The organism is Pseudolabrys sp. (assembly GCF_035943735.1).
Taxonomy (GTDB): domain Bacteria; phylum Pseudomonadota; class Alphaproteobacteria; order Rhizobiales; family Xanthobacteraceae; genus Pseudolabrys.
This window is the reverse complement of the sequence record NZ_DASZBV010000006.1, coordinates 269,891-294,608: the sequence shown is the minus strand read 5'-3', so window position 1 is coordinate 294,608 and position 24,718 is coordinate 269,891. Positions and strand designations below refer to the sequence as shown.

The 24,718-nt window shown below is 66.7% G+C and carries 32 protein-coding genes, 1 tRNA gene and 1 pseudogene; 17 read left to right on the top strand and 17 right to left on the bottom strand.

Annotated features, from left to right (window positions below; all coding sequences use genetic code 11):
* Positions 1-126: 126 nt before the first annotated feature.
* Together VGV41_RS04465 and VGV41_RS04460 are read left to right on the top strand one after the other, a co-directional pair.
* Positions 127-894: a polysaccharide deacetylase family protein gene (locus VGV41_RS04465; RefSeq protein WP_326862449.1), complete on the top strand. Its 768-nt coding sequence runs from the start codon at positions 127-129 to the stop codon at positions 892-894.
* Between the two features lie 123 nt (positions 895-1,017).
* Positions 1,018-2,010, top strand: a complete 993-nt coding sequence (locus VGV41_RS04460; RefSeq protein ID WP_326862448.1) for a polysaccharide deacetylase family protein — start codon at positions 1,018-1,020, stop codon at positions 2,008-2,010.
* A 101-nt stretch (positions 2,011-2,111) separates the two neighbouring features.
* On the opposite strand, the gene VGV41_RS04455 is transcribed toward VGV41_RS04460, so the two are convergent.
* Positions 2,112-2,196 (bottom strand) — tRNA-Leu (locus VGV41_RS04455).
* A gap of 160 nt (positions 2,197-2,356) precedes the next feature.
* Positions 2,357-2,599: a FliM/FliN family flagellar motor switch protein gene (locus tag VGV41_RS04450; protein ID WP_326862447.1), complete on the bottom strand. Its 243-nt coding sequence runs from the start codon at positions 2,597-2,599 to the stop codon at positions 2,357-2,359.
* A gap of 51 nt (positions 2,600-2,650) precedes the next feature.
* Here VGV41_RS04450 and lipB point away from each other — a divergent pair, with 51 nt between their 5' ends.
* Positions 2,651-3,430 (top strand): lipoyl(octanoyl) transferase LipB, encoded by a 780-nt coding sequence (gene lipB, locus VGV41_RS04445; RefSeq protein WP_326862446.1) that lies wholly within the window; start codon positions 2,651-2,653, stop codon positions 3,428-3,430.
* Here the strand turns inward: lipB and VGV41_RS04440 are convergent.
* Positions 3,385-3,810 (bottom strand): 4-oxalocrotonate tautomerase, encoded by a 426-nt coding sequence (locus tag VGV41_RS04440; RefSeq protein ID WP_326862445.1) that lies wholly within the window; start codon positions 3,808-3,810, stop codon positions 3,385-3,387. The genes lipB and VGV41_RS04440 overlap by 46 nt on opposite strands.
* An 84-nt stretch (positions 3,811-3,894) precedes the next feature.
* On the opposite strand from VGV41_RS04440, the gene VGV41_RS04435 reads away from it, so the two are divergent.
* Complete coding sequence (locus VGV41_RS04435; protein WP_326862444.1) at positions 3,895-4,761, top strand: LysR family transcriptional regulator; 867 nt, start codon at positions 3,895-3,897, stop codon at positions 4,759-4,761.
* Here VGV41_RS04435 and VGV41_RS04430 read toward each other — a convergent pair.
* The 6 genes from VGV41_RS04430 to VGV41_RS04405 all read right to left on the bottom strand — a co-directional run bounded on the left by VGV41_RS04430 (position 4,758) and on the right by VGV41_RS04405 (position 10,606).
* Positions 4,758-5,060 (bottom strand): acylphosphatase, encoded by a 303-nt coding sequence (locus tag VGV41_RS04430; protein ID WP_326862488.1) that lies wholly within the window; start codon positions 5,058-5,060, stop codon positions 4,758-4,760. The two genes, VGV41_RS04435 and VGV41_RS04430, sit on opposite strands and share 4 nt — an antisense overlap.
* Before the next feature lie 31 nt (positions 5,061-5,091).
* Positions 5,092-5,388, bottom strand: a complete 297-nt coding sequence (locus tag VGV41_RS04425; RefSeq protein WP_326862443.1) for a hypothetical protein — start codon at positions 5,386-5,388, stop codon at positions 5,092-5,094.
* A 52-nt stretch (positions 5,389-5,440) separates the two neighbouring features.
* The gene (locus tag VGV41_RS04420; RefSeq protein WP_326862442.1) at positions 5,441-6,292 is read right to left on the bottom strand and encodes an SDR family oxidoreductase; all 852 of its coding nucleotides are present in this window, start codon (positions 6,290-6,292) and stop codon (positions 5,441-5,443) included.
* 63 nt (positions 6,293-6,355) lie between these two features.
* A complete protein-coding gene (locus tag VGV41_RS04415) occupies positions 6,356-8,359 on the bottom strand; it encodes an acetyl/propionyl/methylcrotonyl-CoA carboxylase subunit alpha (RefSeq protein ID WP_326862441.1) in 2,004 nt (667 codons plus the stop codon).
* 110 nt (positions 8,360-8,469) lie between these two features.
* Positions 8,470-8,967: a hypothetical protein gene (locus tag VGV41_RS04410; RefSeq protein ID WP_326862440.1), complete on the bottom strand. Its 498-nt coding sequence runs from the start codon at positions 8,965-8,967 to the stop codon at positions 8,470-8,472.
* A gap of 109 nt (positions 8,968-9,076) precedes the next feature.
* A complete protein-coding gene (locus VGV41_RS04405; RefSeq protein WP_326862439.1) occupies positions 9,077-10,606 on the bottom strand; it encodes an acid phosphatase in 1,530 nt (509 codons plus the stop codon).
* 140 nt (positions 10,607-10,746) lie between these two features.
* Here VGV41_RS04405 and VGV41_RS04400 point away from each other — a divergent pair, with 140 nt between their 5' ends.
* The 3 genes from VGV41_RS04400 to VGV41_RS04390 all read left to right on the top strand — a co-directional run bounded on the left by VGV41_RS04400 (position 10,747) and on the right by VGV41_RS04390 (position 13,307).
* A complete protein-coding gene (locus VGV41_RS04400) occupies positions 10,747-11,979 on the top strand; it encodes a cytochrome-c peroxidase (protein ID WP_326862438.1) in 1,233 nt (410 codons plus the stop codon).
* A 167-nt stretch (positions 11,980-12,146) separates the two neighbouring features.
* The gene (locus VGV41_RS04395; RefSeq protein ID WP_326862437.1) at positions 12,147-12,809 is read left to right on the top strand and encodes a peroxiredoxin; all 663 of its coding nucleotides are present in this window, start codon (positions 12,147-12,149) and stop codon (positions 12,807-12,809) included.
* Between the two features lie 99 nt (positions 12,810-12,908).
* Positions 12,909-13,307: a PaaI family thioesterase gene (locus VGV41_RS04390; protein ID WP_326862436.1), complete on the top strand. Its 399-nt coding sequence runs from the start codon at positions 12,909-12,911 to the stop codon at positions 13,305-13,307.
* Here VGV41_RS04390 and VGV41_RS04385 read toward each other — a convergent pair.
* Positions 13,304-14,215: a DMT family transporter gene (locus VGV41_RS04385; protein ID WP_414705059.1), complete on the bottom strand. Its 912-nt coding sequence runs from the start codon at positions 14,213-14,215 to the stop codon at positions 13,304-13,306. The two genes, VGV41_RS04390 and VGV41_RS04385, sit on opposite strands and share 4 nt — an antisense overlap.
* A 134-nt stretch (positions 14,216-14,349) precedes the next feature.
* On the opposite strand from VGV41_RS04385, the gene VGV41_RS04380 reads away from it, so the two are divergent.
* Both VGV41_RS04380 and VGV41_RS04375 read left to right on the top strand, forming a co-directional pair.
* On the top strand, positions 14,350-14,661 hold the full coding sequence (locus tag VGV41_RS04380) for a hypothetical protein (protein ID WP_326862434.1): 312 nt from the start codon (positions 14,350-14,352) through the stop codon (positions 14,659-14,661).
* A gap of 69 nt (positions 14,662-14,730) precedes the next feature.
* Positions 14,731-15,069, top strand: coding sequence for a hypothetical protein (locus VGV41_RS04375; RefSeq protein ID WP_326862433.1), 339 nt, complete (start codon positions 14,731-14,733; stop codon positions 15,067-15,069).
* Positions 15,070-15,078: 9 nt separating this feature from the next.
* Here VGV41_RS04375 and VGV41_RS04370 read toward each other — a convergent pair whose 3' ends face one another.
* Both VGV41_RS04370 and VGV41_RS04365 read right to left on the bottom strand, forming a co-directional pair.
* Positions 15,079-15,264 carry a hypothetical protein gene (locus tag VGV41_RS04370; RefSeq protein WP_326862432.1) on the bottom strand — a complete coding sequence of 62 codons (186 nt, stop codon included), beginning with the start codon at positions 15,262-15,264 and terminating at the stop codon, positions 15,079-15,081.
* A 92-nt stretch (positions 15,265-15,356) separates the two neighbouring features.
* Positions 15,357-15,743 (bottom strand): carboxymuconolactone decarboxylase family protein, encoded by a 387-nt coding sequence (locus VGV41_RS04365; protein ID WP_326862431.1) that lies wholly within the window; start codon positions 15,741-15,743, stop codon positions 15,357-15,359.
* 708 nt (positions 15,744-16,451) lie between these two features.
* On the opposite strand from VGV41_RS04365, the gene VGV41_RS04360 reads away from it, so the two are divergent.
* The 5 genes and pseudogenes from VGV41_RS04360 to VGV41_RS04340 all read left to right on the top strand — a co-directional run bounded on the left by VGV41_RS04360 (position 16,452) and on the right by VGV41_RS04340 (position 18,403).
* Positions 16,452-16,754: a BrnT family toxin gene (locus VGV41_RS04360; RefSeq protein ID WP_326862430.1), complete on the top strand. Its 303-nt coding sequence runs from the start codon at positions 16,452-16,454 to the stop codon at positions 16,752-16,754.
* A gap of 50 nt (positions 16,755-16,804) precedes the next feature.
* Positions 16,805-17,086, top strand: a complete 282-nt coding sequence (locus VGV41_RS04355; RefSeq protein ID WP_326862429.1) for a BrnA antitoxin family protein — start codon at positions 16,805-16,807, stop codon at positions 17,084-17,086.
* 224 nt (positions 17,087-17,310) lie between these two features.
* Positions 17,311-17,593: pseudogene (locus VGV41_RS04350) on the top strand (type II toxin-antitoxin system RelE/ParE family toxin).
* Between the two features lie 10 nt (positions 17,594-17,603).
* Positions 17,604-17,906 (top strand): HigA family addiction module antitoxin, encoded by a 303-nt coding sequence (locus VGV41_RS04345; protein WP_326862428.1) that lies wholly within the window; start codon positions 17,604-17,606, stop codon positions 17,904-17,906.
* A gap of 368 nt (positions 17,907-18,274) precedes the next feature.
* The gene (locus VGV41_RS04340; RefSeq protein ID WP_326862427.1) at positions 18,275-18,403 is read left to right on the top strand and encodes a hypothetical protein; all 129 of its coding nucleotides are present in this window, start codon (positions 18,275-18,277) and stop codon (positions 18,401-18,403) included.
* A 279-nt stretch (positions 18,404-18,682) separates the two neighbouring features.
* On the opposite strand, the gene VGV41_RS04335 is transcribed toward VGV41_RS04340, so the two are convergent.
* Together VGV41_RS04335 and VGV41_RS04330 are read right to left on the bottom strand one after the other, a co-directional pair.
* Positions 18,683-19,033, bottom strand: coding sequence for a hypothetical protein (locus tag VGV41_RS04335; RefSeq protein WP_326862426.1), 351 nt, complete (start codon positions 19,031-19,033; stop codon positions 18,683-18,685).
* Positions 19,034-19,061: 28 nt separating this feature from the next.
* Positions 19,062-20,606 (bottom strand): carboxyl transferase domain-containing protein, encoded by a 1,545-nt coding sequence (locus tag VGV41_RS04330; RefSeq protein ID WP_326862487.1) that lies wholly within the window; start codon positions 20,604-20,606, stop codon positions 19,062-19,064.
* A 205-nt stretch (positions 20,607-20,811) separates the two neighbouring features.
* Here VGV41_RS04330 and VGV41_RS04325 point away from each other — a divergent pair, with 205 nt between their 5' ends.
* Entirely contained in the window at positions 20,812-21,090 is a 279-nt protein-coding gene (locus VGV41_RS04325; RefSeq protein WP_326862425.1) for a hypothetical protein, read from the top strand.
* Positions 21,091-21,204: 114 nt separating this feature from the next.
* The gene (locus VGV41_RS04320; RefSeq protein ID WP_326862424.1) at positions 21,205-21,390 is read left to right on the top strand and encodes a CsbD family protein; all 186 of its coding nucleotides are present in this window, start codon (positions 21,205-21,207) and stop codon (positions 21,388-21,390) included.
* Between the two features lie 71 nt (positions 21,391-21,461).
* On the opposite strand, the gene VGV41_RS04315 is transcribed toward VGV41_RS04320, so the two are convergent.
* A complete protein-coding gene (locus VGV41_RS04315) occupies positions 21,462-22,718 on the bottom strand; it encodes an MFS transporter (protein ID WP_326862423.1) in 1,257 nt (418 codons plus the stop codon).
* A gap of 184 nt (positions 22,719-22,902) precedes the next feature.
* Here VGV41_RS04315 and VGV41_RS04310 point away from each other — a divergent pair, with 184 nt between their 5' ends.
* On the top strand, positions 22,903-23,379 hold the full coding sequence (locus tag VGV41_RS04310) for an NUDIX domain-containing protein (protein WP_326862422.1): 477 nt from the start codon (positions 22,903-22,905) through the stop codon (positions 23,377-23,379).
* Between the two features lie 39 nt (positions 23,380-23,418).
* Here VGV41_RS04310 and VGV41_RS04305 read toward each other — a convergent pair whose 3' ends face one another.
* Both VGV41_RS04305 and VGV41_RS04300 read right to left on the bottom strand, forming a co-directional pair.
* A complete protein-coding gene (locus VGV41_RS04305) occupies positions 23,419-24,267 on the bottom strand; it encodes a CPBP family intramembrane glutamic endopeptidase (protein ID WP_326862421.1) in 849 nt (282 codons plus the stop codon).
* A 7-nt stretch (positions 24,268-24,274) separates the two neighbouring features.
* Positions 24,275-24,712 (bottom strand): hypothetical protein, encoded by a 438-nt coding sequence (locus VGV41_RS04300; protein ID WP_326862420.1) that lies wholly within the window; start codon positions 24,710-24,712, stop codon positions 24,275-24,277.
* Positions 24,713-24,718: the final 6 nt, after the last annotated feature.

The window sequence follows — 24,718 nt, the reverse complement described above, 5'->3', positions numbered from 1 at the left end:
GCGCCGCTTGTACGACGCGTCCCCCGGTCCGGCAAACGCTAAACACGTGACTTCGAGATTGACGCGCCGGCGCGCTTGCGGCGCGCGAACCGTTGCTGTCAATTGCCGGCCGAAAGGAATAGTTCAGTGATCCGTCTCGCCGTCGCGCTGCTTTTCGCCGCGCTGCCCCTGCCCGCCCTCGCCGCCCCCTGCTCCAACCCCGACGCGCTGGGCATCGCGCGCGTGCTGACCGTCGACGCCACGGCGACGCCGCGCGTCGGCCGCAAGGAGTTCGCCGAGACGCTGCCGCTCGGGCCGAAGGAGTTGGTGCTCACCTTCGACGACGGCCCGTGGCCGACAACGACGCCGGTGGTGCTGAGGGCGCTGAAGGAGCAATGCGTGCAGGCGACGTTCTTCGTCCTTGGCCGCAACGTCGCCGCGCATCCGGAGCTCGTGCGGCGCGAGTTCGCCGAGGGACATTCGATCGGTCACCACACGTTCAGCCATCCGCTGCTCGACCACATGGCGCCGGCCGCGGCCTGGGAGCAGATCGTCAAGGGCGTCCGCGCGGATGAGCAGGCGCTCACCGGCGCGGCGCGGGCGCAGGCGACCACGCCATTCTTCCGCTTCCCCGGCTTCGCCTCGACCCCGGCTTTGCTCGACCGCGCGCAGGCGGCAGGCCTGGTCGTGTTCGGCGCCGATGTCTGGGCCAGCGACTGGCGCAGCCAGACCCCGGACGAGGAACTGAAGCTGCTGCTGGAGCGCATCGAGAAGGTCGACCACGGCATCGTGCTGCTGCACGACACAAGGGCGCAGACCGCGCGCATGTTGCCGGCCCTGCTGCGCGCGCTGAAAGCCCGCGGCTACCGGATCGTTCACGTGGTCGCAGCCGGGCCCAGCCGGCCGCTCGAATGAGCCGGCCCGCTAAGTTGTGGACATGTCACAATTGGTTAATGTTCGGTTAATGCAGCGTTTCGTACTCAAGAGGCAGCCGTCCCGGCGCGACTCGTTGGTCGCTCTCTGGCCGGCAGGGGGACTATGCGTACCATCACTGCCTTTCTCTGCCTGCTGGCCATCGCCACGGGGCCCGCTCTCGCGCAATCGTGCCCGGGCAACCCGGACGCCATCGGCACCAGCCGCACCATCACAGTCGATCCGAGCGTGCTGCCGCAGATCGGCACCATGCAGTACGAGACCAGCCTGCCGCTCAACGACCACGAGGTGGTCATCACCTTCGACGACGGCCCGCTGCCGCCCTATACCGGCCGCATCCTCGACACGCTGGCCGCGAACTGCGTCAAGGTCGACTACTTCCTCGTCGGCGAGATGGCCAAGACCTATCCGGCGCTGGTCCGCCGCATCTACAATTCCGGGCACGTGATCGGCACCCACAGCCTCGACCATCCGCTCACCTTCAACCACATGAAGGTCGAGCGCATCGCGGACGAGGTCGACGGCGGCATCGCCGCGGTGCAGGCGGCGGCAGGCGACCCGCGCGCCGTGGCCCCGTTCTTCCGCGTGCCGGGCCTGCTGCACAACAAGACCGTCGACGGCTTCCTCGCCTCGAAGTCGCTCACCGTGTGGAGCGCCGACGAGGTCGCCGACGACTGGCATCACGGCATCACGCCCAAACAGATCGTCAAGCTCGCCATCAGCCGCATCGAGGCGAAGAACCACCGCGGCGTGCTGCTCCTGCACGACATCCATCCGGCGACGGCGATGGCGCTGCCGATGCTGCTGAAGGAGCTGAAGGCGCGCGGCTACCACATCGTGCAGGCCGTGCCGGCCGGCGAACGCATCGCCTCGGTGCCGGAACTGCCGGCGAAGACGCACGAGGCCGGCGGCTGGCCGCGCGTGGTGAAGACGTCGGTCGAGCATTCGGCCAAGGTGCGGGTTGCCCGTCACCACCACCGCCGGCATCACAAGCCGGCGACCGACAGCGCCGACGCAGCCATCGAAAAGGCCGCCGCCAGCCGCAAGAAGGCGCAAACCGCCGATTCCGGGCAGAACTGGTTCAACCTGTGGCGGTAGCCGCGGGCGTCGCCGGCGCCTGACCCTGCCCGATCCGAAGAGCGTCAGGCCGCACGACGGTTGTCCGTCGGCGGCACGCCGTTTTCCGGCATCCAAAGAATTGGTGCGGTCGAGAGGACTCGAACCTCCACGGGTTGCCCCGCTGCCACCTCAAGGCAGTGCGTCTACCAATTCCGCCACGACCGCATGGGGAGGAGGACGCGATCTCGCGCGTCCTGCGAAGACGGCGCTGCTGTAACAAATAGCTTCCCGACGGACAAGGCCCGCGAACCGTCCGCAGGGGAAAAAGGCCTGCGGATTCCCCCTGCCCGATCAACCGATTAGGCGCGGCGGGAAAAGTGCCGCCTCAGCGCATGTCGGCTGGCCGCGGCAACAGGCGGGCGACCTCGACGGCGATGCGGTTGCCGTTGACGACCACGGTTCCCTCCGCCACCGGGAGGTTGTTGGCCAGGATCCGGACCGGGTCCTCTTCTGAGGACTCCAGCTCAAGGATGGCGCCGCGGCCGAGCCGCAGCACCTGGTGGATCGGCATGGAAGTGGTGCCGAGCACCACAGTGATATCGACGGCGACCTTGTCGAGTGTGGCCACGTATGCTTCCCGTGCTCTGCGGTGTTCTGGCAAAGACTCTTCTTTGCGCCTATGTCGAGGTCACCACGGCATGGTGAACGGGTGGTTAATATTCGCGACGAATTGACGGTCGGCCTGCCGGCGCCCGCGGACGCGGCGCCGGTGGAATGGCTGATTTCCGACGGGCCGGTCGCCTACGCCGAGGCGCTCGCCGCCATGGATGCGCGCGCGGCGGCGATTGCCGCAGGCAGCGCGCCGGAGCTGGTCTGGCTGCTCGAGCACCCGCCGCTCTACACCGCCGGCACCAGCGCCAACCGCGCCGACGTCATCGACGCGCGCTTCCCGGTGTTCGAGGCCGGACGCGGCGGCCAGATGACCTATCACGGCCCCGGCCAGCGTGTGGCCTACACGATGCTCGACCTCAAGCAGCGCGGCCCGGACGTACGCCGCTTTGTCGCCACGCTCGAGGAATGGCTGATCCGCACGCTTGCCGCCTTCAACGTGCGCGGCGAGCGGCGCGAAGACCGCGTCGGCGTCTGGGTCAGGCGGCCGGACAAGGGCGACGGCTTCGAGGACAAGATCGCGGCCATCGGCATCCGCGTGCGTCATTGGGTGACGCTGCACGGCGTCGCCCTCAACGTCGAGCCCGACCTGTCACACTTCACCGGCATCGTGCCCTGCGGCGTGCACGAAAACCGCTATGGCGTCACCAGCCTCGCCGACCTCGGGCACGTTGTTTCCATGGCCGAGGTCGACATGGCATTGCGAACCGCGTTCGAGGGACTGTTTGGCCCCACGGTGCGCGTTCAGGCTGCCGCGGCGACCGGCGGCGCCAGCCGCGCCGCGATATAGCGCCGCTCCTGCGTCAGCCCGCCATAGCCGTAGGCGTCGCCGCGCACGTCGTGCACGTGCACGTAGCTCTCCTCGTGCAGTGGCCCGAGCAGCCGGCCCATCGCCTCGAACGCAGCGGCGACGAAGGCCGCCTTCTCGTCCTTGGTGTTGGTGCCGTCAGTGATGTGGATGTCGAGCCAGAAGCTCGCCAGCCATTCCTCGGTCAGCGACTTGCCGCCGCAAAACCAGTCGTCCGACGACACGCGCGTGACGATGACGGCCGTGACCTTCGGATCCTTCTTCAGGATCGTGGTCGACAGACGGGCGACCTCGGCGGCGATCGCGGGCCTGTCGAGCACCTTCTGGTGCGGCGTGGCAACGGTAACGGTGATCAGCGGCATGACGGTGGCCTCCATGTGATGAGGCCAATCTAGCGCCGGCGTAGTCATTGCGAAATGCAATAGACAATGATATCAATGATAACGATGCAAAATCATGCCCCTGCCCTCGACGTCGACGCCGTGCGCGCCTTCACCTTGGTCGCCGACCTCGCGAGCTTCACCCGCGCGGCGCAGACCGACGGCACGACGCAGTCGGCAGTCAGCCTCAAGCTCAAGCGGCTGGAGGCGCGGCTCGGCGTGCGGCTGGTCGAGCGCACCCCGCGCTCGGTGCGGCTGACAGCCGATGGCGCCGCCTTCCTGACACGGGCGCGCGACCTGCTCGCCGCGCACGACCGGGCGCTCGCCGGCGCCGAAGCGCCGGAGCGGCGGCTGACGATCGGGTTCAGTGACCACGCCGCCGGGCTCGACCTCGCCCCGCTGATCGCCCGGGTCAGCGCGGTCGACGCCGCCCTGCATCTCGACGTGCGCATCGGCATGTCCAACCAGATCGCCGACGCCTTCGAGGCCGGCGGCCTCGACGCCGCCGTCATCCGCCGCGACAAGGGCCGCCGCGGCGGCGAACCGCTGGTCGAGGACACCTTCGGCTGGTTCGCCACGCCCGGTTTCCGCCGCCGCCCCGGCGACAGGTTGAAGCTCGCGATGCTGGCGGCGCCATGCAGCGTGCGCGCGCAATCGATCCGCGCGCTGGACAAGGCCGGCATTGCCTGGATCGAGGCGTTCACGGGCGGCGGCATCGCGGCGGTGGCCGCGGCGGTGATGGCCGGGCTGGCGGTGGCGCCGCTCGCTGCGCGCGTGGCGCCGGCCGGCACGCTCGATATCGGACCGGCGCTCGGCCTGCCGTCGCTCGGGCGTTCGACGGTGGCGTTGTATTCGCGGGTGAGCGACGCGCGGGCGCGCGCCGCCTTGCGCACCCTCGCCGCGACCTTCCGCGGTATCGCTGCGAAGCGCTAGGCGGTCGGGAGCACGGAGAAGCGCTCGCCGACGCGGCGTGGCCGCATCTCGGCGGCATCGGCGGAGCGGACGTCGAGCGCATCGACGCGCGCGGCGTAAGGCCCGCGCCGGCAAGTGCCGATCATCTTCTCAACGATGTCCGGCGCACCGCTGAAAACAGCTTCGACCGAGCCGTCGTGGGAATTGCGGACCCAGCCTTCGAGACCGGCGGCGAGCGCCTCGCGCTCGACGAAGGCGCGATAACCGACACCCTGCACGCGGCCACGGACCGAGACATGCCTGATGACCTGCGCGCCCATCGTCGGATCATAGCCGACGCCGGTGCGCGCGTCAGCGTTGCGAACGCGTTGCAGCGTCGATGCGGTCGATCTCTCGTTCATAGTCGCTCGGAGTCCGGTCTTCCTGATCTTCGTCGTGCACCGGATGCTGGTCGACGCCGCCGTCGATCTTCGGCGTCGTGCCGCCGCCGACGGTGTCTTCCGCCATACGGCCGCCGTCGATCTGCGGCAGATCGTCCGGCCGTGTCGTTTCCTGGTCGGTGCGGCGATCGTCCGCGGGCATGGCGTCCGCGGCATCGGGAGCGTTGATCTGCCGTGCCGGGGCACGCATCTGCTTCTTCCCAGCCATGGTCGGTCTCCCTCGCGAGTCGGGCTAACGCTCGCAGGCAAGCACGGTTCCGTTACGAGCCGACAACCTCGCCGCCGTTGGGATGAAGCACCTGACCGCTGATGTAGGAGGCGTCCTCGCTCGCCAGGAACACGTAACAGGGCGCGACCTCGTTCGGCTGGCCGGGACGCTGCATCGGCACGCTTGAGCCGTGCCTGGCGACGTGCTCCGGCTCGAACGACGCGGGAATGAGCGGCGTCCAGATCGGGCCCGGCGCCACCGCGTTGACGCGGATGCCGTCCTTCGCCAGGGCCTCCGCCAGCGAGCGCGTCAACGTGACGATGGCGCCCTTGGTGGCGGCATAATCGATCAGCGTCTTGTGCCCCTGATAGGCGGTGACCGACGTCGTGTTGATGATCGTGCCACCGGGAGGCATGTGCCGCAGCGCGTGCTTGGCCATGAAGAACATGCTGAAGATGTTGGTGCGGAAGGTGCGCTCGATCTGGGCGGCTTTGATGTTTCGCACGTCCTCGATTTCGTGCTGCTCGCCGGCATTGTTGACCAGGATGTCGAGCCGGCCGAACTGTTCCACCGTCGCCTCGACCGCCGCCATGCAGAAGTCTTCCTGACCGACGTCGCCGGCGAGCAGGATCGCCTGGCTGCCCTCGCGCGCGACCAGGTCGCGCGTGACGTTGGCGTCTTTGTGTTCCTCGAGATAGACGACGGCAATGCGGGCGCCTTCCCGCGCCATCGCAACCGCCACGGCGCGACCGATGCCGCTGTCGCCGCCGGTCACAATTGCAACTTTGCCCCTGAGCTTGCCGACGCCGGGAAACTTCGGTTCGAAATCCGGCTGCGGCTGCATCGCGCGCTCGCTGCCGGGCTGATGGTCCTGCGTTTGCGCAGGCAGCGGGTTCACGGACATGGAACCTCTCCGCCGTATGATTTTATACGGAGCGAACGCGGCGTCCGCCAAAGCGTTCCTGAGTCACGCGAATTCGAGGATGACCGCGTCGACGGCGAGGCTGTCGCCGGGCTTGGCGTTGATCTTCTTGACCGTGCCGTCGATCTCGGCGCGCAGCACGTTCTCCATCTTCATCGCCTCGACCACGGCGACGGTCTCGCCCGCCTTCACTTCCTGGCCCTCGGCGACGGCGATGGAAACGACGAGGCCCGGCATCGGGCACAGCACATGCTTGCCGGTATCGGCCGCCTGCTTCACCGGCATCAGCCGCGCGTAGGCCGCCTCGCGCTCGGTGTAGACGTAGGCTTTCGTTTCGACGCCGCGGAAGCTGAGCGCAAAGCCGTTGGCGAGCGGTCGCACCTGCACGGCAACGTCATGACCGTCGATGCTGCCGGTCCACAAAGGATCGCCTGGCTTCCAGTCCGACGACAACAGGCGCGCGCCCTTCTCGCCGGCGAGATGGACGGCGATCGTCTCGCCGTCGCGCTTGATGACGAGGCGGTGTTCGTCGCTGCCGAGCCAAACGGCGCGGGCGCTGTCGCGCACCACGTCGTGGCCGTTCATCTGCCCGGAGATCTGCCGCTTCCGCTCGCCGAGCACGAGATCGATCGCCGCGGCGACCGAAGCGATGACCGCGGCACGCTCGCCCTCCGGCGCGTGCGCGTGGAAACCCTGCGGAAACTCCTCGGCGATGAAGCCGGTCGACAGCTTGCCCGCGCGCCAGCGCGGATGCGCCATCAGCGCCGACAGGAACGGGATGTTGTGGCGGATGCCGTCGATGACGAAGGCGTCGAGCGCCTCGCCTTGTGCGTCGATTGCCGCCTTGCGCGTCGGCGCATGCGTGACCAGCTTGGCGATCATCGGATCGTAGTAGATCGAGATCTCGCCGCCTTCGTAGACGCCGGTATCGTTGCGCACGGTGACGCCGCCGGCGCTGGTCTCCTCCGGCGGCCGATAGCGCGTCAGCCTGCCGGTCGAGGGCAGGAACTTGCGGTACGGGTCCTCGGCATAGACGCGGCTCTCCACCGCCCAACCGTTGAGTTTCACGTCGCCTTGCTTGAGTGAAAGCTTCTCGCCGGCAGCGACGCGGATCATCTGCTCGACAAGATCGATGCCGGTGATCAGCTCGGTCACCGGATGCTCGACCTGCAGGCGCGTGTTCATCTCGAGGAAGAAGAAGCTCTTGTCCTGTCCGGCGACGAACTCGACGGTGCCGGCGCTGTCGTAGCCGACGGCCTTGGCCAGTGCGACCGCCTGCTCGCCCATCTTCCGGCGCGTCGCCTCGTCGAGCAGCGGCGACGGCGCTTCCTCGATGACCTTCTGGTTGCGGCGCTGGATCGAGCATTCGCGCTCGCCGAGATAGATGACGTTGCCGTGCTTGTCGCCGAGCACCTGGATCTCGATGTGGCGCGGATCGACGATGAACTTCTCGATGAAGACGCGGTCGTCGCCGAAGGACGACTTCGCCTCCGAGCGGGCGCGGGCAAAGCCCTCCGCCACCTCGACGCGCGAATGCGCGACGCGCATGCCCTTGCCGCCGCCGCCGGCGGACGCCTTGATCATCACCGGATAGCCGATCTCGTCGGCGATGCGCATCGCGGCGTCGTGGTCCTCGATGACGCCGAGATGGCCGGGAACGGTCGAGACCTTGGCGGCGGCCGCCGCCTTCTTCGACTCGATCTTGTCGCCCATGGCGGCGATCGCCCTGGGGTTCGGGCCGATGAACACGATGCCGGCTTTCGCCAGCGCCGTCGGGAAGGCCTCACGCTCGGAGAGGAAGCCGTAGCCGGGGTGCACCGCCTCGGCGCCGGTCGCCTTGCAGGCGGCGACGATCTTGTCGATGACGAGATAGCTCTCGGCCGCGGCCGGCGGGCCGATAGGTACGGCGGTATCCGCCATCTCGACGTGCAGCGCATCCTTGTCGGCGTCGGAGTAGACGGCGACGGTCTCGATCCCCATCCGGCGGGCGGTCTTGATGATCCGGCAGGCGATTTCGCCGCGGTTGGCGATCAGAATGCGCTTGAACATACAGACTCTTAGGTCCCTCGCCCGGCAGGCCTCGGACCTTGCGGCACTGCAGTAGAAAAATCAATCTGCCGCCCGGCGGCTGCTTGTCGCCGGGCCGCAGAGGCAAGCTGTCACTGCGGCGCGCGCACCATCGCGAGGCCACGCGGCAGGCGCCGCGCCTGCATCGCGAGCACCTGACCGGCAGCGGCGCCGAACAGAAGCTTCGAGGTCAGGCTCACGGCGTAGGGCAAGAGATGCGTGAAGGCCGGGCTGACGAGCGGCAGGATGATGAAGAAATTGACGAACCAGACGCCGCAGAGCGCCGCGAGGCTGAAGGCGCGCACGCTCCGGCCGGAGGCCAGCCGACGCGCGACCACGGCGAGCAGCATGCCGAGCGCCAGGGACAGGATCATGTGCACGGCGACGCCGGCACCCGCCGCGGCGCCGGGATAGAGCGCACCGACGCCAGCAGCCGTGGTCACGCCTTGCGCGATCACCGCGGCCTTGCCGCCGGTCATTGCAGCGTACAACGCAACCCATGCAATCTCGGCCACGCCGCCGGCGGCGCCGGCAACGGCGCCCGTCATGATGGTTGCGCCAAGATTCTCTGTCGCGATGGAATTCGCCATGGAGATATTCCCTCTGCTGTGTGCCGCCATGATGAACAGGGTGCGCAGCAGCGAGGGAATGCTCCTTGATGGAAATCAAAAGCGCGGCGAGAACCCGCTTTCGCCGCGATCAGAATTGCAATGCGGCAGTGAGGTCGCCCATCGGCGGCTCGCCGTGCGCCCGCAAAGCCGCGTCGCGCTCGACGATGCCCTTGAGCACCGGCAATTCGTAGCGGCGGGTGATGAAGCGCAGGATCGAGGTGGTGTCGTACTGCGTGTGGTCGACGAAGCCCTTTTTGGCGAAGGGCGAGACGATCAGCGCCGGAACGCGCGAGCCCGGGCCCCAGCGGTCGGCTTTCGGCGGCGCCACGTGGTCCCAGAAGCCGCCGTTCTCGTCATAGGTGACCACGACGAGCATGTGCGTCCATTGCGGGCTCTTCTCCAGATGCGCGATGACGTCGGCGATGTGCTTGTCGCCCGACTCCACATCGGCGTAGCCGGCGTGCTCGTTGAGATTGCCCTGCGGCTTGTAGAAGGTGACCTGCGGCAGCTTGCCGGCGTCGATGTCCTTGATGAAATCGACGCCGTTCATGCCGCCGTCCTTCAGGTGCTCCTTGCGCGCCTCGGTGCCGGGCGCATAAGCGGCGAAGTAGTTGTACGGCTGATGGTGGAACTGGAAGTTCGGCACCGGGTGGCCGTTCTTGCCGTCGAGCACGGCCTGCCACGCGCCCGAATACCACGCCCAGCTCACGCCCTTGAGGCTCAGAAGATCGCCGATGGTGACCTCGTGCTGCGGCGGCAGCACGTTCGGTTTCGACGGATCGGCGAAGCGCGCGTCGCCCCCTTCCGCCGGCTTGATGGCGCTCGGCTGGTATGGCGGTTGCATCGTGTTGACGGCATAACCGTCGGGCGAGATCTGGCCGTTGTTGACGAATTTCGGGATGCCCTGCATCGCCGACTTGGGCGAGTTGTCGGCGATCTTGAGCGTGACGCCGTCCGCCTCGACCGCGGCGATCAGCTTCTTCGCCGGGCTGTTCTCGGCGTCGGGATAGACCGGCGTGCAGGCGCAGGCGAGCCACTGGTGATTGAGGAATGAGCCGCCGAACGCCGCCATGAAGAAATTGTCGGCGAGCGTGTACTGCTTGGCGATAGTCCAGAGCGGCAGCTTGGAGCCGTCATAGTGGCCCATCACCAGCGAGCCGGAGTCGGCATAGGCGACGAACTTGTCGTTCTTGCCGCCGTCGATCTGCATCTGGTTCTGGTAGAACAGATGCCACAGGTCGTGCGTGACGACGCCAAGCTGGGTGTTCAGACCTTTCGCATCGTCGATCGAGAACGGCTGGTTCGGCAGGTGCTCGGTCTGCGCCTGCGTCACCACCGGCGTGACGCCCTTGCCGGTCAGGTTATTCCACACCGGCGGCAGCTCTTTCAGCGGCGTGCCGTCGCGATCAAGCTGGATGGCCTCCCCGGGTTTGACGTTCTGCAGGCCGTTGGCGCCGGGGAACGAGCCGTAGAGATTGTCGAAGGAGCGGTTTTCCGCGTAGATGACGACCACCGTCTGGATCGCGTCGATGCCTCGACCTTGCGCATGAGCCGAGCCGGCGGCGAGGCCGGCCAGAATTGTCGTGGCAAACGCGAGCGACAGAATGGACCGCTTCATGAACCCCCCTGCAGGTGAGCGCCAAGCTGCGCGGCACTCTAGACCGTCTTCTATGGCAGTTACATGAACCGTTCCACAGCGGCGGCGCAGGGCTGTCAGATGGTCGTCATCAATCCTCTGCACATTGCACCCCTCGACCGATGGCCCGATTTCCCCGTCTTCTGATCGTGATCGGCGTAGCCGGCCTGTGCATCGCCGCGGCGCTGGCGCGCGCTGAAGACATCACACTGACCCGGCCGCAGGCCTATGCCCGCGCCAGCGCGCTGGAAGCGCTCGGCCGCAAGCTGTTTTTCGATCCGGCCCTGTCCGCCTCAGGCCAGATGGCCTGCGCCACCTGCCACGATCCGGCGCACGGCTTCTCGCCGGGCAACGACCGCGCCGTGCAGCTTGGCGGCAAGGACATGCGCCAGCCGGGCCTGCGCGCCGTGCCTTCGCTCACCTATCTGCAGGCGGTGCCGCCGTTCACCGAGCACTATTACGACTCCGACGACGAGGGCGACGCCAGCGTCGACAACGGCCCGACCGGCGGCCTGACCTGGGACGGCCGCCTGGACCGCGGCCGCGCGCAGGCCGCCTTCCCGCTCACCTCGCCGTTCGAGATGGCGAACGAGAACGCCGCCGCGGTGGCGTCGCGCGCGCGCAAGGCCGGCTACGACGCCGAACTCAGGGCGATCTATGGCGCGGACGTTCTTGCCGATCCGGACAAGACCTTCGCTGCGCTGACGCACGCGCTCGAGGTCTACGAACAGAGCCCGCGCGACTTCTATCCGTATTCGAGCAAGTACGACGCCTATCTCGCCGGCCGCGCGCAGCTCACGCCGCAGGAGGCGCGCGGCCTGGCGCTGTTCAACGATCCGCAAAAAGGCAACTGCGCGAGCTGTCATCGCAGCGCGCCGGACTTCAACGGCGCGCCGCCGCAATTCACCGACTACGGCTTCATCGCGCTCGGCCTGCCGCGCAATGCGGCGATCCCCGCCAATGCCGACCCCGCCTACCGCGACCTCGGACTGTGCGGGCCGTTGCGCAGCGATTTCACCGGCCGCGCCGAGTACTGCGGTCTGTTCCGCACCCCCTCGCTGCGCAATGTCGCGCTGCGCAAGACCTTCTTCCACAACGGGCTCGTCCACTCGCTGCGCGAGGCGGTCACCTTCTATGTCGAGCGCGATACCGAGCCGGGCAAATGGTACCCGCGCGGCACCGACGGCCGCGTCGCCAAGTTCGACGACCTGCCGGCGCGGTATGTGACGAACGTCAACATGGACCGGCCCTTCGGCGGCCAGCCGGGCGATCGACCGGCGCTGTCGCCACCCGAAATCGATGACTTGGTCGCCTTCCTGAAGACGCTGACCGACGGCTATAGGCAGACAAAATGACGCAGCAAGAACGTTCCGCCATCGCCGACCGCCACGAAAGGCGCATCCTGCCCATCAGCCGCGCGGTGGGCGCATGCTGCTCTTTTGCGTTGCCGCCTGTTCCGGCGGCGCCGGCCCATATATAAGGTCCGGGAAATTCAGAACGGCACACTGTTTGGAGGTCTGCGATGACTTTGGCGATTGGCGATACCGCACCCGATTTCGAGGCGGAAACCACCGAGGGCAAGATCCGCTTTCACGAGTGGCTCGGCAATTCCTGGGGCGTGCTGTTCTCGCACCCGAAGGATTTCACGCCGGTCTGCACGACCGAGCTCGGCACCATGGCGCGGCTCAAGCCCGAGTTCGACAAGCGCAATACCAAGATCATCGGCCTGTCGGTCGATCCGGTCACCAACCACGCCAAGTGGGCGGTCGACATCAAGGAGGTCGTCGGCTTCGCGCCGAACTATCCGATGATCGGCGACACCGACCTGAAAGTCGCCAAGGCCTACGGCATGCTGCCGGCCGCGACCGGCGGCTCGTCGGAAGGCCGCACCGCCAACGACAACCAGACGGTGCGCAACGTCTTCATCATCGGCCCTGACAAGAAGATCAAGCTGATCCTCGTCTATCCGATGTCGACCGGGCGCAACTTCGACGAGGTGCTGCGCGTGCTCGACTCGCTGCAGCTCACGGCCAAGCACCGCGTCTCGACGCCGGCCAACTGGAACCCGGGCGAGGACGTGATCATCTCCGGCGCCGTCAGCGACGAGGAAGCCAAGAAAATCTATCCGGGCGGCTTCAAGGCGCCGCGGCCCTATATCCGCATCGTGCCGCAGCCGCGCGACTGAGCGCACGGATTGCTGTAGAAACCTGCGGGCGCGGACGACAACGTCCGCGCCTTTTGCTTTATGCTTTCGGCCCCGCCTGCCCTCCCGCGAGCTCCCGCCATGAACGAACGCGCCTTCAAGCAGCCGCCCTTCGCCGACTTCCTCGGCCTCAAGATCACGCACACCTCGGCCGAGCGGGTGTCGGCTGAACTGCCGATGCGGGAGGATCTCAACAACCGCCACAACATCATGCACGGCGGGGCGATCATGGCGCTGGCCGATAATTTGGGAGGGACTTGCGCAACGGCCAATCTGCCGCCCGGTCATGCCACCACGACGATCGAGAGCAAGACCAACTTCTTCGCGCCGGTGCCGCTCGGCGATGTCGCCTTCGCCGAGTGCACGCCGCTGCATGTCGGCAAATCGACCATCGTGCTGCAGACCAAGGTCACCCGCGGCGACGGCCGGCTGTGCGCGCTGGTGACGCAGACGCAGATGGTGCTCAAGCCGAAGGCTTAGGCCTCCGCCGCGGCCGTCACGCGCAGGCGCTTCGCCGCGCCGCGGTTCGCCAGCACCACACCGACGGCGCAGACGGCCATGCCGATCACCGACACGTGGTCGAGCGTCTCGCCGAACAGCCCATACGCCATCAGCGCCGTCACCGCCGGCACCAGATAGAACAGGCTGGCAAAGCTGGTCGCCGGCGAGCGGCGGATGAGCCAGTACATCAGCGCCACGGCGGCGACCGACAGCACCAGCACCAGCCAGGCGACGGCGAAGACGAGTTCGCCGGTCCAGTTGATGACGCGCGTCTCGAACACGAAGGCGCACAGCCAGAACAGCACGCCGGCGCCGGCATATTGCACGATGTTGCCGGTGCGCCAGTCGATGCTGCCGCCGAAACGCTTCTGATAGAGCGTGCCGAGCGTGATGGCGACGAGCGAGACGACGCTCGCCGTCCAGCCGAGCGGCGTGCCGGCCAGCACGATCGAGCGGTCGTGCAGCACCAGCAGGACGCCGAGCAGGCCGAGCCCGAGGCCGAGCCATTGCTGCCGCGTCACGGTCTCGCGCATGAATCGATTGGCGATGGTCGAGGTGAGGATCGGCTGCAGGCCGGGCAGCAGCGCCGAGATGCCGGCGGGGACGCCCTGGCTGATCGCGACGAAGACGCCGCCGAGATAGAGGAAGTGCACCAGCACGCCGGTGACGAGGCTGTGCCGGATTTCGCGCGCGTCCGGCCAGCGCGGGCGGCTCACCAGCGCGATGACCAGCATCACCGCCACCACGCCCAGCATGCGCACGCCGAGGAAGGTCAGCGGCTCGATATAGGGCATGCCGTAGCGCGCGCCGATGAAGCCCGTGCTCCAGAGCACGACGAAGACCGCCGGCGCGGCGGCGATGGCGAAGCGGCTGGGACTCATGCGCAGGGTCCGGCAACGGGGCGACGAGCTATAGCAGAAGCCGGGTTCCAGTGTCGGGTCTCGAAGGAACCGCCCGCCTGCCCCCGGGTTTTCATGGTCACGGGAGACGCCTGAGAGCGTCGGGAACCAAGGAGGCCGTTATGAGCGACCCGCGTTATACCGATCCCCGTCTGAACGACCCGGTCAATGACCCGCTGCACGCCCCAGCGCCGGTCCGCGACAGCGGCGGCGCCGTCTGGGGCTGGATTGCCGGCATCGCCGTCGTCGTGCTGATCGTGTTCGTGCTGATCGGCGGCTGGAACGGCAGCGGCAACCACCAGACCGCCAGCAATCCGGCGGCCTCGACCACCGGCTCGGCGCCGATGAGCACCACCGCGCCGCATCCGGGCGGTACGCCGGGCACCACGGCGCCGGCGCCGGCGCAGTCGCCCGCTCCGCCGCAGAGCAAGTAACGCAACGACCAATCAACCCCGGCGCCGGTCGCGCCGGGGTCGCTTTTTCAGGACTGCGGAGGCAACGCCATGAGCTTCGAAGATCCCGCCACCCGTGACCGCCCGGTGCTCGACAGCGGCGTGCACGTGCACGACAGCGAACGCGCGCCGGCGACCGCCTGGCAGATCGGCATGGTGGCGGTGCTGCTGATCGCGATCCTCTGCGTCTTCTTCTACGGACTGACCAGCCAGCGGCAGGAGGTGGCGGGATCGACGGCGCCCTCGGCGCAGGCGACCAATGTCCCCGCGCCGACGCAGCCGAAGGTCGGCACCACCGGCGCGGCGCCCAAGGCCGACAAGCAGCAGCCACAGAAGGCCGGCAGCGGCAACGCCGTCCAGCCGCCGACGGCGCCGCAGAAAAACCAGTAGGTCGGGCGATCAGCCGATCAAGGCGTAGAGGCCGAAGCCGGCGGTCGCGCTGAACACGGCCTCGAGCGCCTGGAACTGCGGGCCGTCGATGGCGTGGCTGACATAGGGGAACAAGACCCCGCCGACCGGCAGCATGATGCCGGCGACCAGTCCCACGCACAGAATCCGCATCAATAGCTTGCGATCCAACATCATGCCTGGCTCCCCCACGCGCTCGTCGCCCCCGGGATGTGCACCCCCAGGTTTGGCCGCACCATGGCATGACGCGCGGGCGGCCCGCAACGCTGTCAGGAGTTGTAGGCGGCGTCGATCGGCACGCGGTAGCCGTTGACGAGGCGGTTGGTCTCGTTGGCCATGCCGGTGACGGCCATCACTTCGGCGAACATGGCGTCCGACATGCCGGCCTTGCGCGCCGCCGCGGTGTGGCTGGCGATGCAATAGCCGCAGCCATTGGTGACGGAGACGGCGAGATAGATCATCTCCTTCGTCAGTGGATCGAGCGCGCCCGGCGCCATGATCTCCTTGATGCTCTCCCAGGTCCGCTTGAGCGTCGCCGGGTCGTGCGCGAGGTATTTCCAGAAATTGTTGACGTCGGGCACGTTGCGCGAGCGCTTGATGTCGTCATAGACGGCGCGCACGGCGGGCGAGGCGTCGGCGTATTCGATCGGCTGCATAGGGGCTCCTTATTGCGGCGTTGAATGATGGGACACTGCTGCACGCGCCCGCAAGCGGACCTTCTTTCCGTTCGTCCCCGCGAAAGCGGGGACCCAGTTGTGATCTAGAACTGGATTCCCGCTTTCGCGGGAATGAACGGAGTTGGTGGATGCGCCTTCCCGTCAAGGCGCGCGTCATCGCCCGTGTTCTTTGGTCGGCCCCGGGTGAGCCGTCATTCCCGTTTGTCGCCGCTCCCGCGAGGGGAGCGGAGCGCCGGGAAACGCGGGGGTGTGCGAGACCCCCGTGGATGGCCGGCGAGACCATCCGTGGGACGCTTTGCGAAGGCGTCCCCTTCCTCCTTCTCAGGAGAAAGGCGCCTCCCGGCGCTCCACTGCGGCGTTCTTGCGACCGGCGGGCCGCGCTTCCGAGAACGTGGACCAGCCACGCCTGTCAGCCAGCTCCTGGCGGCAGGTCGTAATGCCTGCGAGCGGAGCCCCGCCATCGCCCGAGCGCCAAAGGCTACGTTCGCCTCCGGCCCGCGGCGCCGCATCGACCGATGGCGGGGTTTCCCCGGTCATCGACCCGGCGAGATCGTGGGCACATCTCCGCCCCTCCCTCACCGCTGCTCCGTCTTCACGGCGTCCCATGACGACGCCCCTCAGCGAGCAGGACAAGCCACGATAGACATATAGTCCGCCGCAAGTCAATAGTCCTACCTAGACGACTTTATGCGTGCCGCCGCGGCGGCCTCGCCGCTTGCCCGCCACATTTTCTGTATATACAATAATTGGTCGATGCGGATCACCTTCGACCCGGCGAAGCGCGACTGGACGCTGCGCGAGCGTGGGCTCGACTTTTTGGACGCACCGCTGGTGTTGGACGGTCTCAAGCTCGAACACCCGGACGACCGGCGCGACTATGGCGAAGTGCGGATGATCACCGTCGGGTATCTGCGCCGACGCAATGGTCATTGTCGGCTGGACACCGCGCGGCGACGCCCGGCACGTCTTTACGATGAGGAAGGCCAATGACCGGGAAAAGAAAAAGTACACCGCGCAAATCGAAGCCCGTCGGTAGTGACATGAAGAAAGTCGACGCCTACGTCCTCGGCCCGAAGGATTACGACGAGATTCCGGAGCTGACGGATGAATGGTTCGAGCGCGCCGATCTCTACAAGGGCGGCAAACTGGTCAGCCGCGGTCGGCCGCCCTCGGACAGTCCGAAAGAGGCCCTGAGCCTACGGCTCGATCGCGACGTCATCGCGCATTTCCGCCGCAGCGGCCGCGGCTGGCAGAGCCGCATCAACGCGGCGCTGCGCAAGGCCGCGAAGCTGCCGGCGGAGAAGAAGCAGAAGAAGGCGTGAACTGCGGCGCTGCCTACCCTCTCCCGTCGTCCTGAGGTGCGCGCCGTAGGCGCGCCTCGAAGGACCTGTGAGTCAGAGACCCTTCGAGGCTCGCTTCGCGTAAGCGCATGAGCCACAGGTATAGCGCGCCGGTGACAGGCGACATCAAGCTTCGCTATCCGCCCTGCAGGCTTGCCGATAGTATCACGATATGATACCTTTAAGATCATTCGCCTGGTACCGGCATGATCCGCTCCTTCAAGGGCAAACGAGCCGAGACGATCCTGCGGGAAAGGCAAGCCCCCAAGGGCTTTTCTTTCGCCGTCGGAAAGATCGCCCGCCGCAAACTGGTGCAGTTGAACAACGCGCGCGCTCGGCGATCTGGCGGTGCCGCCGGGCAACCGGCTGGAGGCGCTCAAGGGCAACATGGCCGGCACGCATTCGATCCGCATCAACGACCAGTGGCGGATCGTGTTCCGCTGGACAGCGGCCGGCCCGGAAGACGTCGAGATCGTGGACTATCATTGAAAGGACGACCATGGCGAAGCGGCTCCCCCCTGTGCATCCCGGCGACGTTCTACGCGAGGAGTTTCTCCTGCCGATGAAACTGACGCCCTATGCGCTGGCGCAAGCCTGCGGCGTGCCGCGCACGCGCATCGAACGGCTGGCACGCGAGGAGACACCGGTCACCGCGGACACCGCTTTGCGGCTGGCGCGCTATTTCGGCACCACGCCGGAATTCTGGATGGGGATGCAGGCGCAATACGATCTGGAGCGCGCCGAGGATGCGGCGGCGGCGGCGCTGCGCAAGATCAAGCCGAGGCAGAAGGATGCGGCGTGACGTGCCCCTGGAGCGAACAACGTCACTCCGGAGCGGCCTTTAGGCCACGTCTCGAAGGATGGGGCGGGCCCCATGGTTCGAGACGCGCTGCTGCGCAGCGCTCCGCACCACGAGGCCGGGAGATGCTGCGTGCGACACAGTCCACCGCGGCCGACGGTGAATTCTGTGCACAAGTCCCTATAGGTCCAATCTTTTATTGGACGAACTGATGACTAACCACCTCGCGAGTCCTCAAGGGCTTAGCTCAATTTCGGTGTTAACAGCTCTACAATGGCAAACCGTTTGGCACGAACGCTTGGATTTCAAATCCGCTTGGCGCGCGCAAATAATCGTCTATATGCGAACGACGTCACTCTGGGATGGATGCCATGAAGCAGAATGATTTCTATTTAAAAGGTCTTGGAGTTGAAATCCGCGCGATAGGGCCACTGGCGGTTTTGCTAGCTGCGCTTGTTGTCACGCTCTTGATTCTTTCTGCGGGTCGGGTGTGGTTATGAGGCTGCCGCCGTGTGGAGCGAAGCGAAGTGCGGCGCTCCTTGTGCCGAGGCCGACCCGGACAACGCTCGCTTCGTAGCCATTGCCAACCCGCTATTTTTGGGCGCGAGCACTTTCCATCGCTTGGATCGCGTCGCTGATCGGACCCAGTAAATTCTTAAACATCCCGGCCAGCAGCGGTGCGTTCTTTATTGGGACCCTAACGTGATGATCGCCGGTATGGACGGGGACTCCTATAAGAAACAGCTTCGCGTGATACGTTCTTAATGTGAGATAAGCGATCATGACTTTCTTAATGTGAGATAAGCGATCATGACTTTGCCAACCTCCAACTCAGACAAAAGACCAACCCTACCGGTGAACGCCCGATAGACGTCGTCCATTGGAGCTGTTGGCACAAAGGCGTCCTGTGCCATATCCATGCTGGAAGAATTTTCTACCACGGCAGTACGGGATATCTTCAGTTCTTCAATCAATGCCACACGTAACGTCTCAGCCTCATGCAATCTTTCCAACGTGCGTTGTTGGCGTGCTTGCCTCGCGTTGAACCAAAGCGTCGTAATTACGCCAGCGAACCCAATGATACCTACAATTAGAGTCTGAAAAGGCTGAATACCCGTCCATGACGCCATAGCTCACCTCCGGCCATCAACTGACCCCTCACATCCTGAACACCCCGAACCGCGTCTCCTCCACCGGCGCATTCAACGCCGCGCTAAACGCCAGCGCCAGCACGCGGCGCGTTTCCGACGGCGCGATGATGCCGTCGTCCCACAGCCGCGCCGTCGCGTAATAGGGATTGCCCTCGGTCTCGTACTGGTCGCGGATCGGCGCCTTGAACTCCTCCTCCTCGACCTGCGACCATTTGGCGCCGCCGGCCTCGATGTTGTCGCGCTTGACGGTCGCCAGCACGGAGGCCGCCTGCTCGCCGCCCATCACCGAGATGCGCGCGTTCGGCCAGGTGAACAAAAAGCGCGGGCCGTAAGCGCGTCCGCACATGCCGTAATTGCCGGCGCCGTAGGAGCCGCCGACGATCAGCGTCACCTTCGGCACCTGGGCGCAGGCGACCGCGGTCACCATCTTGGCGCCGTCCTTGGCGATGCCGCCGGCTTCGTAGTCGCGGCCGACCATGAAGCCGACGATGTTTTGCAGGAACAAGAGCGGAATGCGGCGCTGGCAGCACAATTCGATGAAGTGCGCGGCCTTGAGCGCACTCTCGGAGAACAGGATGCCGTTGTTGCCGAGGATGCCGACGGGCATGCCGTGGATATGCGCGAAGCCGGTGACGAGCGTCGTGCCGTACAGCGCCTTGAACTCGTCGAACTCGCTGGCGTCGACGAGACGCGCGATCACCTCGCGCACGTCGTACTGCTTCTTGAGATCGCTCGGCACCAGGCCGTCGAGCTCGGCGATGTCGAAAGCAGGATCGCGCGGTGCGGCGAGCGGGATGTCGACAGTCTTCTTGGCGTTGAGATGCGAGACGATGCGGCGCGCAATGCTCAAGGCGTGATGATCGTCCTGCGCGTAATGATCGGCGACGCCGGACTTGCGCGCGTGCACCTCGGCGCCGCCCAAATCCTCCGCACTCACCACCTCGCCGGTCGCCGCCTTCACCAGAGGCGGGCCGCCGAGGAAGATGGTGCCCTGGTTCTTGACGATGACGGTCTCGTCCGACATGGCCGGCACATAGGCGCCGCCGGCGGTGCACGAGCCCATCACCACAGCGACCTGCGGAATGCGTAAGCTCGACATGGTCGCCTGGTTGAAGAAGATGCGGCCGAAATGTTCGCGGTCGGGAAAGACCTCGGTCTGGTGCGGCAGATTGGCGCCGCCGGAGTCGACGAGATAGATGCACGGCAGCCGGTTCTCGCGCGCGATCTCCTGCGCGCGCAGATGCTTCTTCACCGTCATTGGATAGTAAGTGCCGCCTTTGATCGTACTGTCGTTGCAGACGATCATGCATTCGCGGCCCTCGACGCGGCCGATGCCGGTGATGAGCCCGGCGCCGTGGATGGCGTCGTCATAGAGGCCGCTGGCGGCGAGCGGCGACAGTTCGAGAAACGGCGAGCCGGGATCGATCAGGTTCATGACGCGGTCGCGCGGCAGCAATTTGCCGCGGGCGACGTGGCGCTCGCGCGCGCGCGCCGGTCCGCCGGCCGCCGCTGCGGCGCGTTTGTCGCGCAATTCGGCGGTCAGCGCGCGCATGCGCTCGGCATTGGCGCGGAACTCGGCGCTGTTTGTGTCGACCGACGAGGACAGAATCGGCACGGGAGCCCTCCCCTGAACGCGCCGAAGGTGCCCGGACGGAACCGCGATGGCAATGGCGGCGCCGGGCGGAACCGGCGCGGCAGCCCGCACGTTTCCTCCTCTCAAGCACATTTCCGCATGTGAACTGACGAGGAGGCGCGTCATGCAACGATGGACGATCGTGCTCGGCCTGACGGCCGCAACGCTCTCGGGCGCCGCGCTGGCGCAGACCGTGGCTCCGGAAAAGGCGCCGGCGGCGCAGCAGGCGGCGCCGCCCGACAAATACGGCCCGCCGATCCACGCCAGGACTCCGGCGGCGAACATCAAGCAGCCGGAAACGACCGGCGCGGCGCCGAAGTCGCTGTCGCCCGATACCGGCGCCGATACGCCGTCAGGGAAGCAGCCCGGCCCGCTGCCGGCGCCGCAGGACCGCAAGGAATAGCCGTCGTCGCGCGCGTGTCTTTTGACATGCCAACGTGAGGCGTTCGCGCCGGAACGTAAGGCGCGACCCGCGCGTTGTTGTTGCGACTTCCACGACAATCAGAGAGGAACGACGATGGACAAAGATCGCATCGAAGGCAGCGTCGAGCAGGCCAAGGGCAAGGTCAAGGAAGCCGTCGGCAAGGTGACCGGCGACACCAAGACCGAAGCCGAAGGCAAGGCGCAGCAGGGCGCCGGCAAGATCCAGAATGCCGTCGGCGGCCTCAAGGACACGGCGCGCGAAGTGCTGAAGCAGGACTAAGTCCTGCGACCTGAAATTGAGAAAACCCGGCGCATGTGGCGTCGGGTTTTTTCGTCTGTGCGTGCGGCCCCCTACTCCGCCGGGTGCGGCGTGCCGGCGAACTTGACGCCGCGCGCCTCGACGCCGACCCAGGCCAGCACCGCCACCGCGATCGCCACCACCGCCGCGACGACGGCCAGCGCCAGCGCGTAGTCGCCGCCGTAGCTCTGCGCGATCCAGGCCTGCAGCGTGGCATTGCCGGAGGCGAGCAGATTGCCGAGCTGGTAGGTGAAGCCGGGGAACGTGCCGCGCACCTCTTCCGGCGACAATTCGTTCAAGTGCGCCGGCACGATGCCCCAGGCGCCCTGCACCGCCACCTGCATCAGGAAGGCGCCGACCGCGAGCCACACGGCGTTCGGCGCGTAAGCCCACAGCGGGATGACCGGCAGCGCGATCAGCGCGGCGATGACGATGGCGCGCCGCCGGCCGATCCGTTCCGACAGCGCGCCGAAGAAGAGACCGCCGAGGATGGCGCCGATATTGTAGATGACGGCGATGATGCCGACCTCGTGCGGCGACATGTGGCGCTGCACCTGCAGGAAGGTCGGGTAGAGATCCTGCGTGCCGTGGCTGAAGAAGTTGAACGCCGTCATCAGGACGATCGAGAAGACGAACAGGCCCATATTGTTGCGGATGGTCTGCCACAGGCCGGCGGTCGACAGCCGCGCGCGCCGCGCCGTAAACGACGGCGACTCCTCGACGTTGCTGCGGATGTAGAGCACCAGCAGCGCCGGCGCCGCGCCGACGAAAAACATGCCGCGCCAGCCGATGGTGGTGAACAACAGGCCGTAGACGATCGAGGCGATGAGATAGCCGGACGGATAGCCCGCCTGCAGGATGCCGGAGACGATGCCGCGCGTCTTCGGCGGGATCGTCTCCATGGTCAGCGAGGCGCCGACGCCCCACTCGCCGCCCATGGCGACGCCGTACAGCGTGCGCAGAATGATGAACACGGTCAGCCCCGGCGCGAAGCCGGAGGCGAGCTCGATCGCCGAATAGCAGACGATGTCGACCATCAAAGTCGGCCGCCGTCCCCAGCGGTCGGCGGCAAGGCCGAACAGCAGCGCCCCGACCGGCCGCGCCGCAAGCGTCAGCACGATGGCGAGGCTGACCGCCTTCACGTCGGTATGGAATTCGGCGGCGATGTCCTTGAGGACGAAGACCAGCAGGAAGAAGTCGAAGGCATCGAGCGTCCAGCCGAGATAGCTGGCGACAATGGCGTTGCGCTGGCGTGGGGTCAGCGCGCGCAGGTCGGACGCGGTGCGCGTCCAGATTTCGGACAGGCTCATTCGTCAGGTCCCCATCGCAGGATGCGGCATTACGGTTTTCGGCAGTCCGAAAAGCCTCGGCCGCCGCCGCGGGTTCCCTGGCGCCGCATGGCCGCCTTCACATTTTCGCGTCTGGCCCGCGCGCCCAGCCCGTGTTTTGCTTCGCCACAGACGGAAACGAGCCTTTCGCCCGAGCCTTGCGCCCTTGTCCCGCAGCACCGAAATCTCTGCCGGCATCCTCGCCTTCCGCCGCAACAAGCGGCTGGAGGTGCTGCTCGCCCATCCGGGCGGCCCGTACTGGCGCAAGCGCGACGAAGGCGCCTGGTCGATCCCCAAGGGCGTCGTCGAATCGAACGACGTGCTCGCCTGCGCGCGGCGCGAGTTCAACGAGGAGACCGGGCTCGTCGCCGCGGGCGACGTCCTGCCGCTGACGCCGCTGCGGCAGAAGAGCGGCAAACTGGTGCACGCCTTCGCGCTCGAGGCCGATTTCGACCTGACCAATTTCACCAGCAACCTGTTCGAGATGGAGTGGCCGCCGCGCTCGGGCCGCATGCAGAGCTTCCCCGAAGTCGACCGCATCGCCTGGTTCGGTATCGCCACCGCGCGCAAGAAGATCCTGCCCGGGCAACTGCCGTTCATCGACGAACTGGCGGGCCGGTTCGAGCGCAAGGCGGCCGAGTGAGCCCGGCCACCGGCGGGCGCGCGACCCTCGTGATCAGGCTCAACGCTTCGCTGAAGCGCTCGCTGACGGAGGCGTGACGGCGCCAGCGCCCCACAGAGAGGCGACCGCGACGGCGGCGGCAATCCACAACAGGGTCGCATAGAGATTCGTGGCGTCCGTCACGTTGGTCAGCTCCACCGTCATGTTCGACATGAAATGGAAGATGATCGCCGCCAGCGTACTGCGCCCGGTGTTGTTGAAGACGAAGCTGTAGACGACAGCGGCGGCGACGACCTGCGCCATGAACAGCCAGAACCACGCCGAGCCGACGCCGTGGCTGTAATGCGGGTTCATGTCGCGGATGAAGAACAGCGGCAGATGCCACGCCGCCCAGACCGCGCCGAGAATCAGACTGGCGGCGAGCGGCTTGTGTGCCGCCTGCAGGCGGTCGAGCGCATAGCCGCGCCAGCCGAGTTCTTCCGGCAATGGACCGTAGACGAGGACGCGCAGGAGGAATGGCGCCAGCGTCCATGGCGCCGCGACGAAGGGAGCCGCCCTCCCTGTTATGGCCGCCAACGTCGCTTCGTTCCCGGCAGCAACATCGACGAGGATCGCGAGGGCCATCAGGCATGGCGCGAACAGGAGGATCGCCGCAAGCCAGCACGTCGGAATGCGGCGTCCATCGACGACCCTTTTCCAGTAATCGCGCCGGCTCTCGCCGCCAAGCGATGCGAGGCCAATGCCCGCGAGCATCGGGCCGAGCAGTCCACCCACCACCAGCACGCGGCCAGACGGCGCCTGCGCGCTGATATTCAGGATCGCCGCCAGGATCCAGAACAACCAGGTCCAGCCGAACGCGAGACCGAAAAAGAGCCAGGCGCCGGACCGTGCCGGGACGATCGGACTCACGCCACGCTCAATCGCTCTGCGGGAAAACCTTGAATGACAGGCCGGTCGAGTAGTCGATCTCCGGCCGCTCGCCGAAATGGGGATTGCAGGTCGGCGAGTAATAGCCGCCGCTGCAGGCGGGCGCGGCGGCCGGCGCGGCCGCAGTTTCGGTCGCGGCCGGAGCCGCCTTTTCGCCTGCCTTGCCGCTCCCCTTGCCGCCTTTCGCCGCGGTCTTGCCCGGCACCTTGTGGCCGTTGGCGGCGAAGGCCTTGCCGAAGGCGGTGTTCGGTCCGCCGCCCGCCGGACTGACGTGACAGCGGCCGCAGGCGAGCCCGGTCTGCTTGGCGTAAGCCGGCAATGCGGTCGCCGGGCGCGGCGCGAGACAGGCAATCGCCAGCGTGAACGCCGCCACCGACGCGGCCGCGATGCTGCAGGCGAAAGTCGCTGAATATCTGACGTCGGTCATGGCCGC

Coding starts and splice junctions, on each gene's coding strand:
- VGV41_RS04460 (WP_326862448.1), top strand. CDS start 1,018: ATGCGTACCATCACTGCCTTTCTCTGCCTGCTGGCCATCGCCACGGGG.
- lipB (WP_326862446.1), top strand. CDS start 2,651: ATGTCGAGGTCACCACGGCATGGTGAACGGGTGGTTAATATTCGCGAC.
- VGV41_RS04440 (WP_326862445.1), bottom strand. CDS start 3,810: ATGCCGCTGATCACCGTTACCGTTGCCACGCCGCACCAGAAGGTGCTC.
- VGV41_RS04435 (WP_326862444.1), top strand. CDS start 3,895: ATGCAAAATCATGCCCCTGCCCTCGACGTCGACGCCGTGCGCGCCTTC.
- VGV41_RS04430 (WP_326862488.1), bottom strand. CDS start 5,060: ATGGGCGCGCAGGTCATCAGGCATGTCTCGGTCCGTGGCCGCGTGCAG.
- VGV41_RS04425 (WP_326862443.1), bottom strand. CDS start 5,388: ATGGCTGGGAAGAAGCAGATGCGTGCCCCGGCACGGCAGATCAACGCT.
- VGV41_RS04420 (WP_326862442.1), bottom strand. CDS start 6,292: ATGTCCGTGAACCCGCTGCCTGCGCAAACGCAGGACCATCAGCCCGGC.
- VGV41_RS04415 (WP_326862441.1), bottom strand. CDS start 8,359: ATGTTCAAGCGCATTCTGATCGCCAACCGCGGCGAAATCGCCTGCCGG.
- VGV41_RS04410 (WP_326862440.1), bottom strand. CDS start 8,967: ATGGCGAATTCCATCGCGACAGAGAATCTTGGCGCAACCATCATGACG.
- VGV41_RS04405 (WP_326862439.1), bottom strand. CDS start 10,606: ATGAAGCGGTCCATTCTGTCGCTCGCGTTTGCCACGACAATTCTGGCC.
- VGV41_RS04400 (WP_326862438.1), top strand. CDS start 10,747: ATGGCCCGATTTCCCCGTCTTCTGATCGTGATCGGCGTAGCCGGCCTG.
- VGV41_RS04395 (WP_326862437.1), top strand. CDS start 12,147: ATGACTTTGGCGATTGGCGATACCGCACCCGATTTCGAGGCGGAAACC.
- VGV41_RS04390 (WP_326862436.1), top strand. CDS start 12,909: ATGAACGAACGCGCCTTCAAGCAGCCGCCCTTCGCCGACTTCCTCGGC.
- VGV41_RS04380 (WP_326862434.1), top strand. CDS start 14,350: ATGAGCGACCCGCGTTATACCGATCCCCGTCTGAACGACCCGGTCAAT.
- VGV41_RS04375 (WP_326862433.1), top strand. CDS start 14,731: ATGAGCTTCGAAGATCCCGCCACCCGTGACCGCCCGGTGCTCGACAGC.
- VGV41_RS04370 (WP_326862432.1), bottom strand. CDS start 15,264: ATGATGTTGGATCGCAAGCTATTGATGCGGATTCTGTGCGTGGGACTG.
- VGV41_RS04365 (WP_326862431.1), bottom strand. CDS start 15,743: ATGCAGCCGATCGAATACGCCGACGCCTCGCCCGCCGTGCGCGCCGTC.
- VGV41_RS04360 (WP_326862430.1), top strand. CDS start 16,452: ATGCGTGCCGCCGCGGCGGCCTCGCCGCTTGCCCGCCACATTTTCTGT.
- VGV41_RS04355 (WP_326862429.1), top strand. CDS start 16,805: ATGAAGAAAGTCGACGCCTACGTCCTCGGCCCGAAGGATTACGACGAG.
- VGV41_RS04345 (WP_326862428.1), top strand. CDS start 17,604: ATGGCGAAGCGGCTCCCCCCTGTGCATCCCGGCGACGTTCTACGCGAG.
- VGV41_RS04340 (WP_326862427.1), top strand. CDS start 18,275: ATGAAGCAGAATGATTTCTATTTAAAAGGTCTTGGAGTTGAAATCCGC.
- VGV41_RS04335 (WP_326862426.1), bottom strand. CDS start 19,033: ATGGCGTCATGGACGGGTATTCAGCCTTTTCAGACTCTAATTGTAGGT.
- VGV41_RS04330 (WP_326862487.1), bottom strand. CDS start 20,606: ATGCGCGCGCTGACCGCCGAATTGCGCGACAAACGCGCCGCAGCGGCG.
- VGV41_RS04325 (WP_326862425.1), top strand. CDS start 20,812: ATGCAACGATGGACGATCGTGCTCGGCCTGACGGCCGCAACGCTCTCG.
- VGV41_RS04320 (WP_326862424.1), top strand. CDS start 21,205: ATGGACAAAGATCGCATCGAAGGCAGCGTCGAGCAGGCCAAGGGCAAG.
- VGV41_RS04315 (WP_326862423.1), bottom strand. CDS start 22,718: ATGAGCCTGTCCGAAATCTGGACGCGCACCGCGTCCGACCTGCGCGCG.
- VGV41_RS04300 (WP_326862420.1), bottom strand. CDS start 24,712: ATGACCGACGTCAGATATTCAGCGACTTTCGCCTGCAGCATCGCGGCC.